At 56.6% G+C, this 16268-nt stretch carries 15 protein-coding genes; 6 read left to right on the forward strand and 9 right to left on the reverse strand.

Annotated features, from left to right (window positions below):
• Positions 1-51: 51 nt before the first annotated feature.
• The 4 genes from MCRY_RS05180 to leuS are packed head-to-tail and all read right to left on the reverse strand — an operon-like array spanning position 52 to position 4764.
• Positions 52-636, reverse strand: a complete 585-nt coding sequence (locus tag MCRY_RS05180) for a glutathione S-transferase family protein (RefSeq protein WP_085628409.1) — start codon at positions 634-636, stop codon at positions 52-54.
• A 39-nt stretch (positions 637-675) separates the two neighbouring features.
• On the reverse strand, positions 676-1701 hold the full coding sequence (gene holA, locus MCRY_RS05185) for a DNA polymerase III subunit delta (protein WP_085628410.1): 1026 nt from the start codon (positions 1699-1701) through the stop codon (positions 676-678).
• Complete coding sequence (lptE, locus tag MCRY_RS05190) at positions 1698-2192, reverse strand: LPS assembly lipoprotein LptE (protein WP_085628411.1); 495 nt, start codon at positions 2190-2192, stop codon at positions 1698-1700. Before lptE ends, holA begins: the two co-directional genes overlap by 4 nt.
• On the reverse strand, positions 2179-4764 hold the full coding sequence (gene leuS, locus MCRY_RS05195; RefSeq protein ID WP_085628412.1) for a leucine--tRNA ligase: 2586 nt from the start codon (positions 4762-4764) through the stop codon (positions 2179-2181). The genes lptE and leuS overlap by 14 nt, the downstream gene beginning before the upstream one ends.
• A gap of 148 nt (positions 4765-4912) precedes the next feature.
• Here leuS and MCRY_RS05200 point away from each other — a divergent pair, with 148 nt between their 5' ends.
• A complete protein-coding gene (locus tag MCRY_RS05200; protein WP_085628413.1) occupies positions 4913-6175 on the forward strand; it encodes a glycosyltransferase family 4 protein in 1263 nt (420 codons plus the stop codon).
• A gap of 47 nt (positions 6176-6222) precedes the next feature.
• Here MCRY_RS05200 and MCRY_RS05205 read toward each other — a convergent pair whose 3' ends face one another.
• Positions 6223-6732, reverse strand: a complete 510-nt coding sequence (locus MCRY_RS05205; RefSeq protein WP_085628414.1) for a DUF3576 domain-containing protein — start codon at positions 6730-6732, stop codon at positions 6223-6225.
• A gap of 275 nt (positions 6733-7007) precedes the next feature.
• Between MCRY_RS05205 and MCRY_RS05210 the strand changes: the two genes are divergently transcribed.
• Positions 7008-7982, forward strand: a complete 975-nt coding sequence (locus MCRY_RS05210; RefSeq protein WP_085628415.1) for a porin — start codon at positions 7008-7010, stop codon at positions 7980-7982.
• Between the two features lie 465 nt (positions 7983-8447).
• Here the strand turns inward: MCRY_RS05210 and MCRY_RS05215 are convergent, their stop codons facing one another.
• On the reverse strand, positions 8448-9014 hold the full coding sequence (locus MCRY_RS05215; protein ID WP_085628416.1) for a tyrosine-type recombinase/integrase: 567 nt from the start codon (positions 9012-9014) through the stop codon (positions 8448-8450).
• 1087 nt (positions 9015-10101) lie between these two features.
• Between MCRY_RS05215 and MCRY_RS05220 the strand changes: the two genes are divergently transcribed.
• Positions 10102-10497: a DUF6626 family protein gene (locus MCRY_RS05220; RefSeq protein WP_085628417.1), complete on the forward strand. Its 396-nt coding sequence runs from the start codon at positions 10102-10104 to the stop codon at positions 10495-10497.
• 270 nt (positions 10498-10767) lie between these two features.
• Here MCRY_RS05220 and MCRY_RS05225 read toward each other — a convergent pair whose 3' ends face one another.
• Positions 10768-11724, reverse strand: coding sequence for a site-specific integrase (locus tag MCRY_RS05225; RefSeq protein ID WP_085628418.1), 957 nt, complete (start codon positions 11722-11724; stop codon positions 10768-10770).
• 152 nt (positions 11725-11876) lie between these two features.
• Between MCRY_RS05225 and MCRY_RS05230 the strand changes: the two genes are divergently transcribed.
• The 3 genes from MCRY_RS05230 to MCRY_RS05240 all read left to right on the forward strand — a co-directional run bounded on the left by MCRY_RS05230 (position 11877) and on the right by MCRY_RS05240 (position 14986).
• Entirely contained in the window at positions 11877-12764 is an 888-nt protein-coding gene (locus tag MCRY_RS05230) for a porin (protein WP_085628419.1), read from the forward strand.
• Positions 12765-12863: 99 nt separating this feature from the next.
• On the forward strand, positions 12864-14333 hold the full coding sequence (locus MCRY_RS05235; RefSeq protein ID WP_085628420.1) for a tetratricopeptide repeat-containing sulfotransferase family protein: 1470 nt from the start codon (positions 12864-12866) through the stop codon (positions 14331-14333).
• Positions 14324-14986, forward strand: coding sequence for a YggS family pyridoxal phosphate-dependent enzyme (locus MCRY_RS05240; protein WP_085628421.1), 663 nt, complete (start codon positions 14324-14326; stop codon positions 14984-14986). Before MCRY_RS05235 ends, MCRY_RS05240 begins: the two co-directional genes overlap by 10 nt.
• Before the next feature lie 107 nt (positions 14987-15093).
• On the opposite strand, the gene MCRY_RS05245 is transcribed toward MCRY_RS05240, so the two are convergent.
• A complete protein-coding gene (locus MCRY_RS05245; RefSeq protein WP_238939395.1) occupies positions 15094-15657 on the reverse strand; it encodes a F0F1 ATP synthase subunit B in 564 nt (187 codons plus the stop codon).
• A gap of 5 nt (positions 15658-15662) precedes the next feature.
• Entirely contained in the window at positions 15663-16208 is a 546-nt protein-coding gene (locus tag MCRY_RS05250; protein WP_085628422.1) for a F0F1 ATP synthase subunit B', read from the reverse strand.
• Between the last annotated feature and the right edge of the window lie 60 nt (positions 16209-16268).

Below are 16268 nucleotides of genomic sequence, written 5' to 3' on the forward strand. Positions count from 1 at the left end.
GCGAACAATTCTCTCTCAAGGGGCGCGGGAACCCCTTTCAAAGCCCTTGCCTCAGAGCGCCGCTGCCCTCTCGAACGCAGGACGGGTTCGCAACCGCCGCAGGTAATCGACCAAAGCTTCCGGTGCATCCGGGAACTTCGCGTTCCGCGCCCAACCCAGACAATGCGCCAACAGGAAATCCGGCACAGTAGGTTCAGCCCCGGTAAGGCATTCTGACGTCAACTCCGTCGCGATCCGCTCGAGGTTTTGCGCAAACTCCACCTTCAGGCTCTCTTTCACGTCAGGCACGCGCTGGTCCTCGGGCAGGATGAAACTGTGCCGCGCCGCTGTCCAGAGCACTGCATCCACCTCGTCCAGAACCCGAAAAGTCCACGCGTCCTGCTTGGCCCGCGCAACCGTCCCCGCAGGATGGGTGAACGCTCCATGCTTGTCCGCAAGGTAGGTCAGGATCGCGGTCGAATCGGCAATCACATCATCGCCGTCCACCAGCACTGGCACCTTTCCCAAAGGGCTGACCGCGCGCACCTCTTCAGATCGGGGCGCTGCGGGCACATGCTCATAGGGCACGCCCAATTCTTCCAACAACCACAAGGGCCGAAACGCCCGCGTCGCGCGATTGCCCACCAGTTTGTACATGTTCGTCCTCCCAAAACCGGGCCTCTGCCCGGCAAAAGCCTACCTGCGCCCCAGCATCGCCAGCCGGATGAAGGCTCGTTCTACAATCGCAAGTGCCGGCCCGTGTTGCCCCGCTGATCGCAGCGACAGGTCAGTCTCCAACAGCATCTGTAACGCCTGTTCCAAGCGGTACATGCCCCAGCCCGAAGCCTGCCGCGACATGCGGTCCCGGCGGGGCCCAAAGACCGGCGGTCGCAAACGCCCCATGCCCTGACCGACCCCGCTCGGATCCGATGCGGCAGTGTGCAAAGCACGGAAATGCCGGGTGGCCATGATCAGCAACGTCACCGCCGCCGTGCCCTGCGCCTCCAGCCGCGACATCACCGGACCAATCTCTCCGGTGCGCCCTTCGGCCACGATGTTGAGCACATCGTCCAGATCAGCCTCGGTTGAACCCGGCGCACAGAGCGTCACTTCCTCCGGAGTCAGCGGCGCCGCATCCCCCAACTTGTAAAGCGCGATTTTCTCAAGCGTCTGTCGGAAATCGCCCGGATCAAGCTCCTTCGACAAAGACGTCAACATCTCCATCGCGGCCCCATCTGGCCGGGCCAGACCGGCGCGGGTTAGCTCCGCCTCGATCTCCGCCCGGCTAGGCGGATCATTATACAAAGCCGCCGCATACGCATTCGGATGCCCCTCGAACAGCTTGCGCAGTGCCGACTTGGCCTGCAACTGCCCAGCGGTCACGACGATCTGCGCATCGCCCGGCTGCCAATCCTCGACCGCCGCGGCAATCGGCTTGATCACCGTGTCATTCGCATCCTCGACAAAGGCCACGCGCGGGCCGGGAAAGAATCCCACCGCCTTGATCGCATCGCCCAAAAGCGAAGGTTCCTTGCGAAGGTCGGAGGCGGGGATGCGCGTCAGCCGCATCTCGCCCTCACCTTCGGGTCCGATCAGCGCCGCGATCAACTCCTGCCGTTTGAGCGCCACCCGCATCGCGTCTTCGCCATAGATCAGAATGCCCAGCTTTGCGGGATCAGGGCGGGCGAAATAGCCAGACGCTTCGCGCGGGGGCAGCTTCATGCAGGCAAACCGCCAGCCGAGATCACCAGTCGGTCAACGATCTGATCCGCGAGAATCACCATCAATCGCGCCGCCGCATCTCGTTCGGCGGCCAAGGTCGCGACGGTCGAGCCTGTAGCGGAAAAGCCGGCGAAGTCTGTCACGCGCCCTTGCCGGACCACCGTGTCGCTATCTTTGTCTCGCAGCGCAAAATCCGCGCGGCCGGTCAGTTGGAAGCGGTTTGTCGTGCCTTCGACCGAAGTCGCCAACCCTTGCCTTTGAATCGTTGGCGTGACGGTCAGCACGTAGCGCCCACCGTCATTGCGTCCGAACCTGTCCTCAAGCCGCTGCGCAATCAGGAACCCGTCGCGCCGTTCCGGGGCAGCAACGCGCAGATTGTCCTGCAACACAGACGCGCCACCCTCCGGCCCGTAGGCGGGCGTGAACCCGCAGGCCGCGCCCGCGACAAGCGCGGACAGCGCGAAAAGCGTCTGGCGTCTATGCAACCACATTCACGATCCGACCCGGCACAACGATCACCTTCTTGGGGCTTGCGCCATCCAGCGCACGTTTCACACCATCGGTCGCCAGCGCGAGCTTTTCAACCTCGGCCTTGTCCATGTCTTTGGGCACGGTGATCTCGTCACGGCGTTTGCCGTTCACTTGAATGGGCAGGGTCACGCTATCTTCGACCAGCATCGCCTCATCGGCGACCGGCCAGTGCGCGTTCGCAACAAGGCCGTCACCACCCAGCAGCGCCCAGACCTCTTCCGACAAATGCGGGGTCATGGGGGACATGAGCTGGGCCAACGTTTTGGCCGCCTGCCGCTTGGCGTCGGAACCCGCCTTGGATTTCGACAGAGCGTTGGTGAACGCATAGAGCCGCGCAATCGAGGCGTTGAAGCCAAAGCTTTCGACACCCACGGTCACATCATGGATCGCCTTGTGCATCTCACGCAAAAGCGCATCATCCTCGGCATTGGCTGCATCAGTGGCCTCGGCCACCTCTGCCGCGATCCGGTAGACCCGGCCCAAATGGCGCGCCGCCGCTTCCGCACCCGAGGCAGTCCATTCCACGTCCCGTTCGGGAGGCGAGTCGGAAAGCACGAACCACCGCGCGGTGTCGGCACCGTATTGCTGGATGATCGCAACAGGATCGACCACGTTGTTCTTGGACTTCGACATCTTGGCCGAGGGGATGATCTGCACCTCTGTTCCGTCTTTCAGGAATCCCTTGCCATCGCGCAGCTCTACATCTTCGGGATAGTGATAGACCGGACGACCATCCGCCCCCTTTGTCTGATAGATTGCATGCGTGACCATCCCTTGCGTGAAGAGCGCGTTGAACGGTTCCTTGCAGCGTTCCGGCAGATGTCCGGTGATGTGCATCGCGCGGGCAAAGAAACGCGAATAGAGCAGGTGCAGGATCGCGTGTTCGATACCGCCGATATACTGGTCGACATTCATCCAGTAATCCGCATCCGCCATATCCGTCGGCGTGTCCGCACGCGGCGCGGTGAAGCGGGCAAAGTACCAGGACGAATCGACAAACGTGTCCATCGTGTCGGTCTCGCGCTTGGCAGGCTGACCACAGGACGGGCATGGGCAATTGCGCCATGACGGGTGACGATCCAGCGGGTTGCCGGGGATCGAGAAGTCGATGGCCTTGCCATCCTCATCATAAGGCAGCGCAATCGGCAGGTTCTCTTTCTTCTCGGGCACCACACCGCAGGCATCGCAATGCACCACCGGGATCGGGCAGCCCCAATAGCGCTGACGGCTGAGGCCCCAGTCACGCAGACGGAACTTGGTCACGCCATGGCCGACGCCGTTCTTTTCACAGAAGTCGATGGCGGTATCGATGCCCGCGTTGCCGGTCTGCGCCTCTTCCCCGGCAAAACCGCGAACATAGCGCACGGTTTCGGGTTTGGGCGGCACGTAGGCCGGGCCACCGTCTTCGGGCAGGATGAACGCATCCTCACCCATCGCAGGCACAAACGTGCTGTGCACCGCCAGGTCATATTTCCGCGCGAAATCAAGGTCGCGCTGGTCATGCGCCGGGCAGCCAAAGATCGCACCGGTGCCGTAATCCATCAGGATGAAGTTCGCCACGTAAACCGGCAATTCCCAAGCTGTATCAAAGGGATGGCGCACACGCAGCCCAGTATCAAAGCCTTTCTTCTCGGCCTTCTCCAACGCCTCTTCCGTTGTGCCACCCTTGCGGCACTCGGCATTGAACGCAGCCAATTCAGCGTTGTCTTTTTCCAGATGCTTGGCCAGCGGATGGTCCGGCGAAATACCGACAAACGATGCGCCCATCAGTGTGTCAGGGCGGGTCGTGTACACCTCGATCCGGTCAAACCCGTCGGGTGCGTCAATCGTCGAGAACGCAAACTGAAGACCGCGCGACTTGCCGATCCAGTTCGCCTGCATCAGCTTCACCTTGGCGGGCCAATCGTCCAACGTGTCCAGCGCGTCCAACAGTTCCTCGGACATATCGCTGATCTTGAAGAACCACTGCGTCAGCTCGCGCCGTTCCACCTCGGCACCGGATCGCCAGCCTTTGCCGTCGATCACCTGCTCATTGGCAAGCACGGTCATATCAACCGGATCCCAGTTCACCACCGCGTTCTTGCGGTAGACCAACCCGGCCTCCAGCATATCGAGGAACAACGCTTGCTGCTGGCCGTAATATTCAGGATCGCAGGTCGCGAACATGCGCGACCAGTCAAGCCCGAACCCCAGCGGTTTCATCTGGCTGACCATCGTGTCGATGTTGGAATAGGTCCAGTCCTTGGGATGCCCGCCCGACGCCATCGCGGCGTTTTCGGCTGGCATTCCAAAAGCATCGAACCCCATCGGGTGCAGCACGTTATGCCCGGTAGAGAGCTTGTAACGCGCGATCACGTCGCCCATCGTGTAGTTACGCACATGTCCGATATGGATACGGCCCGACGGGTAGGGGAACATTTCCAGCACGTAGTATTTCGGCTTGTCGTCCGACCGCACAGCGCGGAACGTTTCACTCTCTTCCCAGACGGCCTGCCACTTGGGTTCGATGACAGAGGGGTCGTAACGCGACATGGAATAGGTCCTTCGGGTGTGCATCTTCTGTTGGCAGGGTGATAGGCTGATGCCACAGGATCGTCCAGTCCCGCCCCCATCTGCGCCATTGTGATGCCGGATTTTTGCAGTCATACCCTGTAAAACCAAAGGCAAGACGACCTGGCAGATGAAAATACTCCTGATCCACCAGAACTTTCCCGCGCAGTTCAAGCACCTTGGCCCTGCTTTGGCGGAACGCGGCGATCAGATTGTCGTCCTGACGCCCAAGGTCAAGGAAGCCACAAAATGGAAGGGCATCACCGTCCTGCCTTATGCGGTCAAGGGATCAACGACTCAGGGCATCCATCCTTGGTTGGCGGATTTCGAAACCAAACTGCTTCGCGGAACCAGCTGCTACGATGCAGCGCTTGCATTGAAAAAGCGGGGCTTTGACCCCGATGTGATCCTGGCGCATCACGGCTGGGGCGAAAGCCTGTTTCTCAAGGATGTCTGGCCCGACGCCCGGCTAGGCCTTTATTGCGAACTGTACCACCGCTCTGGCAAGGCCGAAACCGGGTTCGATCCGGAATTTCCCAGCGCTTCGCCCGAACGCGACCCACTGCGCTTGCGGCTTAAGAACATCAACAACCGCCTTCACGAAGAGGTCATGGATGCGGGTATCAGCCCGACACAGTTTCAGGCGGGCACCTTCCCCGACAGCTATCAGTCCCGCATCACAATCTGCCATGACGGCGTCGACACAGATGCGATCGTCGCGAATCCCAACGCGTCGCTTGCGCTGCCCAATGGCAAGACGGTCACCAAGCGGGACGAGGTGATCACCTTTATCAACCGCAATCTCGAACCGTACCGCGGCTATCACCGCTTCATGCGCGCGCTGCCCGAATTGCTGCGCCGCCGTCCGGACGCGGACATCGTGCTGCTAGGCGGCGACGAGACCAGCTATGGTGCCCGCCCTCCCGATGGCAAAACCTGGAAGCAAATCTTCATCGACGAAGTGCGCGGTCAGATCCCGGATGCCGATTGGGCCCGCGTGCATTTCATGGGACGTGTGCCGTATGACACTTTCCTGTCGATGATCCAGGTCAGCACGGTACATGTCTATCTGACATATCCTTTTGTCCTCTCATGGTCCCTGATCGAAGCGATGAGCGCGAAATGTGCCATCATCGCGTCGGACACTGCACCGGTCCGAGAAGCGATCATTGGCGGTCAAACAGGTGTGTTGGTTGATTTCTTCGATCAGGAAAAACTGATTCAAGAAACCTGTACCCTGCTCGACGCCCCGGAACGGCGCGAATTTCTTGGTGCCAATGCCCGGCGATTCGCGCGCGAACGGTACGACCTCAAACGGACCTGCCTACCAAGACAGTTGAAATGGGTGGACGATCTTGCTGCGGCCTATCCAGTGCGCAAACCACGGGACTGAACCCACTAGTCAGTTTGCTTGCGCAGAACGTGTAGGCCCGTTTCTGTTCAGAACCGGCTGTCCTGCTGACGCAACTGCCGAGCCCGCGTGAGGATCGCGTCCTCAACAGCCCTTACCGTTGCTGCACTGGCCGGACCGTTGCGCGTCATCAAGGCGACGTTCAAAGACCGTGCGTCCAGCGCCGGGTCATTGACAAGAATGGTTGCCCTGTAGGAACGCCCGCCGCCGGGAGGTGTCCCGTAGCCCGTTGTGATCACGCCGGTAAACGGATCAACCGACTCGACTGGCAGAAAATCGAGGGTCTCGATCGCTGCATTCCAGATGTATTTATTGACCGCACCGACCTGCCCAGCATCATCGCGATTACGGAAGAAATCGAACAGCGACGACTGCGCTCTGTTCGGACGACGCTCTTCAAGCACCTCATCCAGGATGTCATTGGCAGGACGTGTCTCGACCGGTTCACGGTCGGACGATCCTCCAAAGAAACCACAACCCGAAACAAACACTGCTATAAGAGCAACGCCAAAACCGGTCCTGAAACGTGTAAGGTCCATGTGAGACTGCCCTCGTTCGCCTGTTTGCCTTGTGCTTTGCATACAAGCCGATCCCAACCACGACAAGCCGAACTTGAGAGCACCGCCCGAATGCCATGTTCTTTCAACAGGAAACTCCGCTCACAAAGCTTGTGGCAAATGAGCATCACAGGTGGCGAAGTTGGCAGGCTTTGGGCCGCTTGTCTTGCAAACACGCCCATCCAAAGAGCATAGAGTTTCCAGCTAATCCGGACCATCCGGTTTGGTACGTGCCTTACGAACACATGAGGGAAAAAATGAAAACTCTTCTTCTTGCTTCCACTGCGCTGGTCGCAACTGCTAGCATCGCTGCTGCTGACGTCGCAATCTCCGGTTACGCTGAAATCGGCATCATCGGCGGCGACGCTTACACAGACTCCCGCACTCAGTATCACACAGACATCGACGTCACGTTCAGCATGACTGGCGAAAGCGACGGTGGTCTGGCGTTTGGTGCAGCTGTTGACTTGGATGAGAATGGTGCATTCGGCAACACTACACAGGGTGGTGAAACATACTTCCTGTCGTACGGCGGTCTGCGCTTGGACATGGGCGACACAGACAGCGCATATGACGCTGCAATGCAGGAAGTCGCACTTGCAGGTGCGTCCATTGCGGACGACGAAACCACTCACGCTGGCTACAACGGCAACAGCGGCATGGACGGTAGACACGGCGGTCAAATCGCACGTGTGTCCTACTCTGCATCTGGCCTGACTGTGGGTGTGTCTGCAGCAGTCGCAGACTGCGACGAGGGTACAATTGTCGGTGGCGTTGCTTGCCCGAACGATAACCCAGCACTGGCAATTGGTGCAGCATACACTGCAGACATGGGTGGCACGTCCGTTACTGTCGGCGGTGGCTACATCACGCAAGAAGACTTCGCAGACATGGTCGGCATCAGCGTCAAAGCAGCAATGGCTGGCGGCTTTAGCGTTGGCGTGAACTTCAGCGAAATGGACTACGATGCTGCTGGGCTTGAAAATCAAACGCACATGGCGATTGGTGTTGGCTACAGCATGGATGCACTGTCGATTGGCCTGAACTACGGTGTGTACAATGACCATGCTGGCGTCGATGGCGACGAAGACTCCGGCTTTGGCCTCGCTGCGACATACGATTTGGGTGGCGGTCTCGCTGCACACTTCGGTTATGGCAACAGCACAATGGAAAATGCTGGCGTCGAAACCGACAGCGACAGCTACTCGCTGGGCCTGTCGATGAGCTTCTAATAGCTGATCGAACTGCTGAATGGTTAAGGGTGGGCTCAGCGCTCACCCTTTTCTTTTGTGCTTACTTCAAAGTTTGAAGTAAGCTCAGTGATGAAAAAGCGTTAGAGCTTGAGTGCTAACGCAGAACGAATCACCAACACATTATGATGTGTGCGTGCAAAAACTCATAGTGGCTGAATTTTTTGTTGTGCTCGCAACTATTTTTTTCCACTGCGGCCACTGAAGTTGAGAAACTACTTTGATGCGCATACTCGATGGTGGGTGGCTGCTTACTTCAAAGTTTGAAGTAAGCTCAGTGATCGACACAGCGTTGGAGCTTGAGTGCCAGCGCAGAACGAACCACCAACACACGACGCTGTGACTGACGCTGTTGCTTGGTGTTGGGCAGGTGCTGCGCTAACCAAGCTCTGTGACGCAGCTCACGTTGCAATTGTTTGTGCAATGCAAGTTCAGTGCGCTTGGGCATCAAATCAACTCCACTGCTCTTGCCAACTGTGCATCATTGACGTCGATGTAGCGTTGGGTGGTTGAAATATGACGATGACCTGCAAGCGCAGCAAGCAAGCGCACATTCACCCCAGTGTTGGCCAGCTTTGTGATAAAAGTTCTGCGACCACTATGTGAGCTTGCTCCCTGCATTCCACAATCTGAGTAGATTTTGAAAAACAACTGACACATGCTGTTGGCGCTGAACGCGGTTCCCAACTGCGTTGCGAACAGGGCATCATTGCGATTGCGTTGCGCAACCAATGGCTGATATTGCTCCAGTGCTCGACGCAATTTGCGATTGACGTACACGCTGCGCACAACCTGACCTTTGGTTTGATCAGCGGTCAATGTAAATTGTGATCTTACCTCTCCAGTTTGATCGTAGACGTCACTGATGCGCAAAGCAGCGATCTCCATTGCACGCAGACCAGCGTAAAAGCTGACCTGAACAATGGTTTGATCTCTGAGAGCATATTTGCGGGTTGCACAGAATGCGATCACTTGTCGGAGCTGTGCGTCTGTGAGTGTGAGGGCCTGCTTCATGCTGTACCTCCAATATCATGCGTGTATCTTTATATTTTATTATCTCTTAAGTTGTCGATGATCTGTGCAGATCAGAAATGCTCAACGGTGTCAGCGTGTTAGGCTCTGGTCGCTGAAAATATGTATTTTATTATCTGTGCGCTGTTCACTGACGCTGATGAACGGCGACGTTTTTGGCAGGGATTTTTGCACGAGTTGATAAATAACGATGTAGGCAAAACACTGGGCACATTCAGGCAACAGGGCATTTGAAATTTTTGAAGGCGGCTAACAGGGCGACTTTTGCTCTCAAAACAGCGCATAACAGGCAAACGCACAGGAACAGGATAAGGCGATCGATTAGGCAAACGCATAGGAAATGGATCAGGCGCAGAATTAGGCGATCGATTAGGCAAACGAAGCAGCTGCGTACAGAGATCAGCGCAGCAGCGTCGAAGGCATCACAGGCACAACAAACTGGGTTAAGGTTAGCACGCCGAAGATAATTGTGCTGCAAGTCCGTTCTGCTGTGAGACGGTAAGCAAACGCAGGTCCAGTTCTGCGCTTCAATCAACTACCCCATCCTCGTAGGTGGGATGCTTAAAGCTAGAAAAGTACAAATGTTTAACCAGCCCTTAGCTTTGATTGTCGTAATAGTGTGTGGTGGCAGAGGCGATGCAATATGCAATCGCTTCGCAAAGTGAAATGGATGACAACCTCAGAAATGAGACCCATTATCGTTTGAGATGGCCTAGCTGTATGGGTCTCAAACGTGCGTATGATGCGCTGGTAATAAAGATTGATAGCAAAACCTGCTTTTCCTGCAATGGTTCAGTGATACAGCCTGGCAAGCGACGTGCAAAGCACAGCTTGGTTAGATCGACGCTAAAATAGCGTTGATCTGACTGCTCCTTGCAATGCGTTGTAGAAGTTGAACTGCTTTGACTTTTTGACGAGTTAAGCATTGCTCTAAGCAAAGATCACTGAGCTGTGCGATGTGATCGCTGCGCAAGAGCGACACGACGCGAAGCGGGCGTGTGAAACAAGTCTGCGTAATTCCCCAAATATCTGATCGTTGACTAAATACGATGATTAAGGAGGACTACGAATGAATTTAGGTGTGTTGACGCAGGTGGCAGACACTCTGCGTATGGCAGGATTGGTGAGCAGTGAACGTGAGTTCTGCGAGCAATGGCTGGCGAAAAGCGAATGCTACATGCGCACATTGCGACTGAAAAACTCTGCGGCAAGTGCGGAGGCGCTTGCGACATTGGGCAGCAAGCTGGGCTGTTGCGCAAATGAGCTGGCGGAACTGAACTCAGATGCGGCACGGCACTGGCATTCAGTTATTACTGAACTCCGGCATCAGGTGTATGAACAGCTGGAAATACAGATGAGGGCGAGATGGAAACGGGCTTTTGCTGCGGCGGAAGATCAGCGACGAAACACAGGGCACAAGTACTTATCAAAACCACAGGTGGGTTCAGAACATGCGGGTGCATGAAGTGGTTCCAGTGCGCAGGGTGTCGATGACCAAACCCTGTGCCCCCTGCAAATGTCGTACTCAACCCAAGTCCAAAAAAGCGGCGAAACCCTTCAACAAGCGCAAACCTGATAATCTATCGTAGTGATTGGAGTGCAGAAGAAATGTTGACTGAAAAACCCAGCAATTTTTGCGCCAATATAACAACCGCCAGAATTACGATAAAATACAGTGTATCTCAAATCTCAGTTACCAATGACGTACTGGTATAGCTGCACTGGTACGAAATGCTCAGTCTTTGAGCGAAGGGTTCACAACACCACTGAGCAATTCGGTTCTGCGATGCAACAGATTGGGTTCTAAATGTGCGTAGCGCTGCGTCATCTGCAAACTGCTATGGCCCAAAAGCTTCTGCACTTCGTACAAGCTCACTCCCCTGTTAATCAACAAGCTGGCGTAGGTGTGACGCAAATCGTGCATTCGAACATCAGATAAATCAGCTTGCGCACGCACTTTGAACCAAACAGTGTTGAAGCTGTGATAGGCGGTTTTGGTGATGGGATTGGTAAACACGAAACTGTCTGGCTTGGTGGGCAAATGCAGCTGCTCTGTGACAACTCGAACTGCTTGCAATGTGTCCACTGCTGCACTGCTGAGCACAACACGACGCGATCTTCCATTCTTGCTCAGAGGCACGGTCCAAATGCGCTTTGAAAAGTCCACGTCTTGCCAACGCTGCGTACGCACCTCCCCTTTGCGTGCACCAGTGAGCAACAGAAACTGTACGATGTGATAGATGTAGGGATGACGATCTTGCTTGCACACGCTGAGCAAGCGATCAATCTCAGCTTCGGTTAAAAAACGCTGGCGATGATCACCAAGCTGCAAGCACCTGAGGTTCTGCTGCTGTGGATCATGTTGCGGGATAAATCCCCAGTGTCGTGCTAAATTCAACATGCGGTTCATTAAATGAATGTGCTTGTTGATGGTTGCTTTCTGGTACCCAGTTAAAATTTGCTCACGCTTCCAAACATCCAACACTGGGTTTTTGAGATCAACGATCAGATAGCGCCCCAAACTGGGTCTCATGTGCTTGTTGAAAACATGCCAATCCAAATCTGGTGCACGCTTGCTGGCTTGAGCGTGGGGAAAATAATGATCATCGAAGAACACACTTAGTGTGAGCGCTTCACTTGTTCGACTGTGCTGGTCTTGTGCGTTCTTGTTGCGATTGAAGAAGGGTATCATAGCTTGCTCCGAAATGATTATCCAAAAGCTACAATTGGATAAGCACGGACACGATGCTGAATGTGACAACGATGCAATCTGCGAAACGACTGGCAGCAACAGTCGAACCAAAAACCGTGTTCTAACCAAATAGTCTTCTTGCTTCCACCGCGCTGGTTGCAACCGCTGGCTTCGCCGCGGCTGATGTCAAAATCACCGGTTACGCTGAAATCGGTATTATCGGCGGCGACGTATACGCAACCGACCAGTGGCACACCGACATCGACGTCACTTTCGCCATGACCGGCGAATCCGACGGTGGTCTGGCCTTCGGTGCAACCGTTGATCTCGACGAAAACGGTGCATTCAACAACACCACTCAGGGTGGCGAAACATACTTCCTGTCCTACGGCGCTCTGCGTCTCGACATGGGCGACACCGATGGCGCGTTTGACGCAGCCATGAAGGAAGTGAACTTGGCGGGTGCGTCCATCGCGGACGACGAAACCACTCACGCTGGCTTCAACGGCAACTCCGGCCTCGACGGTACTTTCGACGGTCAGATCGCTCGCGTGTCCTACTCCGCAGCTGGCTTCACAGCCGGTCTCTCCGCTGAAATCGACGACACAGGCGTTGCTGATCCGGTTTGGGGTCTTGGCCTGCGTTACACCACCGACTTCGGCGGCACAGCAATCGGCATCGGCCTTGGTTACCAGACCCAGGAAGACGTTGCTGACCTGCTCGGTGTCAGCCTCGACGCATCGTTCGGCGGCGGCTTCTCGGCTGCGATCAACTACACAACCGCAGACATCGAAGGTCAGTCCGACGATGGCACGCACATGGCGATCGGCGTTGGCTACTCCATGAACGCTCTGTCCATCGGCGTGAACTACGGTGAATACGAAGACTGGACACTGGGCTGTGGCACATGTGACGGTTACGGTATCGCTGCAACATACGACCTGGGTGGCGGTCTTGCTGCACACCTCGGCTACGGCGCAAGCGATTTCGGCGCAACAGACACCGACCAGTACTCGCTCGGTCTGTCGATGAGCTTCTAATAGCTCATAACCAGATTTGGTTAAGGAAAGAGCGGGCTTTGCCCGCTCTTTTCTTTTTTGCAGGGTCCAAGTAGCTAAGAACAAAAGGCAAAGGCTCCGATGCAGACCAATCCGCTCCAAACAGTCAAATCGACCTATGACAGGGCGCTGACACTGGCCCGTCAGGGCGATGTGGCTCAAGCGGCAAGCCTTCTTGATGGGTTGGCCCTCACTGCGCCTAGCCTGCCCGAAATTCACTTCCAACGCGCCCGCCTTGCGGCTCGATTAGGTGACCAAGACAAACGCCTATCCAGCATTGATCGCGCTGTCTCACTTCGCGCTACGGAGCCCGCAATTCTAACTGAGGCCATCGCTGCGCATTCAGCTGCGGGACATCACGATACAGTTCTCGACCTCTACGACCAGCTGATCGCACTGGACCCCAAGGTGATCAAACCACAAGCGGAAAAGGCGCTTTATCTTCAAACCGCCGGCCGGTTCGAAGAATCGGAAAAGCTCCTCCGTAAACTGCAAAAAAAGCATCCGCACGACGCAGAGCTGTACCGCATGCTCGCCACAACCATTCGAATTGCACCCAACGACCCGATGATTGGCGCAATGCGGCGGCTGGCCAGTCACCCACGTCTGTCGGCACTGGGACGCATGCACATCAATTTCGCACTGGCGAAAGCGATGGAAGACACAAAGAATACGGCCAAGGTGTTTTCTCACCTTCACCTCGCCAACAAGACTCAATCCGAGCTTTTCCCAGACGATCCTGCGTCCCGCGCCGCCGAGCGCAAAGGCGTACTGGCCGCGCAGCGCAATCTGAATAGCGTGCCCGCCGCCAAAGGCACCGACCCCGCGCTGATCTTTGTCACTGGCCTACCACGGTCGGGCACAACGCTTGTCGAGCAAATCATCGGCAGCCACAGCAAGGTGCACACCGGCGGTGAAATGGCCACCGCCTTGCGAACCGCCTACAGCGTCTTCGGCCAAGGGGCCGAAATGCGCCGCTTGACGGAAGAACCGACCGACAGCTTTCAAACCTTCACCCAACGCCTTGACAGTGCGCTGCACTCCTTCGCCGATCCGGCAAAGCCGTACCTCACCGACAAGTCGATCATGGTCTTCCTGATCTATGGGCTTCTCCACGCAGCACTCCCCAATGCTCGTTTCATCGTAGTCCACCGTGACCCGCGCGATATCGCGCTTTCAATCTACAAAAACCACTTCAACGCGGGCACACACCGCTATGCCAATGATCTTGCCTCCATCGCCGAAGTGATCAAATCCTTCCGCCAGATCATCTCGCATTGGCGCGACACCCTGCCCGACCGGTTTGCCGAAGTGCGCTACGAAGATCTCGTGGCAGATCCCGAAACTCAGTCAAAGCGCCTGATCGCATCTGCGGGCCTCGACTGGGAGGACCAGTGCCTTAACTTCCACCAAAAAGGCGGCACCGTCAAAACGCTCAGTCTGCATCAGGTCCGCCAACCTATTTACCAAAGCTCTGCCGCCGCATGGCGCCGCTATGAGACCGAGCTGCAACCTTTCATCGACGCTTGGGGAGATACACCATGCGATTGACAGACATCACCGCGCGCATCGCCAAAGCCGCCAAAGACGCCGACCGCGATCCTGCCGATATCACCCTGATCGCTGTGTCCAAGGTGCAACCGAACGAACGGGTCGAATCCGTTCTCAGGGAAGGCCATCGCAGCTTTGGTGAAAACCGCGTGCAGGAGGCCGCTGGAAAATGGCCGGATTTCCGCGAAACCTATGAAGGGATCGACCTGCATTTGATCGGCCCATTGCAAAGCAACAAGGCCCGACAGGCGTTCGAACTCTTCGATGCGATCCATACGCTCGACCGTCCAAAACTGGCCACAACCTTCGCGCGTCTGGCGCAGGAGACGGGTCAATGCCCGCCGCTGTTCATTCAGGTAAACACCGGAGAAGAGCCGCAGAAAGCCGGGATCGCCCCTGCAGACACCGACGCGTTCATCAAAGAATGCCGTGATCTCGACCTGCCAGTGCAAGGCCTTATGTGTATCCCACCAGTCGACGAAACACCGTCGCTCCATTTCGCCCTTCTGCGCAAACTGGCCGACCGCAACGGCCTCAGCCAATTGTCCATGGGCATGAGCGACGATTTCGAACAGGCCGTCGCGTTTGGAGCGACCCATATCCGTGTGGGGTCTGCCTTGTTTGGAGAACGGGTTCCCCCCTCAGGCGCGTAGGGTTTTCCTCCAGCGGAAAATCAAGAGGCGTCAACGCATCCACGAACCCCAAAAACAAAAAAGCCCCGGATAACCGGGGCTCTTTGCGTTCGTGCTTCTGGCACAGATCAGTGCAGTTTCTGTCCAACTTCGGCAATCGCATCGTCGATGCTCTTGGCTGCGTCCTTGGCTGTCATCTGCTTGGCAACCACATCGCGGGCAGCCTTGATCGCCACGGCAATGGCGCGGTCCCGCACTTCTTTGACGGCGCTGGCCTGAGCCGACGCAATCTGATCCTCGGCAGCCACCAAACGGCGGGCAATCGACTTTTCCAAATCAGCGCGCGCTTGCTCACCGGCCAAAACGGCCTCGTCCTTCGCATGTGCGATAATCCGGTCAGCCTGCTCCTGAACTTCGCGCTGACGACGCTCGTAAGATGCCAGCAAAGCCTGCGCTTCTTCACGCAAAGCCTTCGCTTCGTCCAGTTCGCTGCGGATGCCCTCAGCGCGCTTGTCCAACAAACCCATCAGCAACGATGGGACTTTGAAGTACAGCAGAACGCCGATGAAGACGAGGAAACCAATGGTCACCACGAAATCGGTGTTCGCCAGCGAGAGGAACGGCTTGTCTCCGGCAGCAAGCGAAGGGCTTGCGACCAGTGTAGCGGCGGCAATAGTCATGATACGGTTCATGTCGCTCACCCCTTCATCTGTGCGTCTACGGCAGCAGCAACCGTGCTGTCGTCGGCCTGACCACCCAAAGCGGCCACAATAGCGCCAGCGGTGTCTTTGGCCACGGCTTCGACACTTTCTACGGCAGTTGCCCGGATGTCCGAAATCGCTTTCTCGGATTCCGCGGCTTTGGCTGCAATTTCAGCGTCCGCCTTGGCAATCGCCTTGTCCAGCTCAGCCTGCATTTCGGCCTTGTTCTGAGCGATGATCTTTTGCGCTTCAGTACGCGCATCAGCCAAAGCTTTATTGTAGGCGTCTTCGGCCTCAAGGGCTTTCTGCTTGAGATCTTCAGCAGCCGCGAGGTCGTTTGTGATCGTGCCTTGTCGTTCCGCAAGAACCGTCGCAATCCGCGGCAACGCGATGCGGGACAGGACAAAGTAAATCGCGATAAGCGCGATCAAAAGCCAGAAAATCTGGTTCGGCATCCAGTCGGCGCAAAGCTGCGGCATACCGATGGCGCTGCCATCCGGGCCTACACATGCGCTGGCTGTACCAGTGGTTTCGGTTGCCATGTCGTCCTCCGTCGGAACTTGTCGTTACATCGGGCGGGCCGCGTGATTACGGCACCGCCC

This window comes from Marivita cryptomonadis (genome assembly GCF_002115725.1).
Taxonomy (GTDB): Bacteria; Pseudomonadota; Alphaproteobacteria; order Rhodobacterales; family Rhodobacteraceae; genus Marivita; species Marivita cryptomonadis.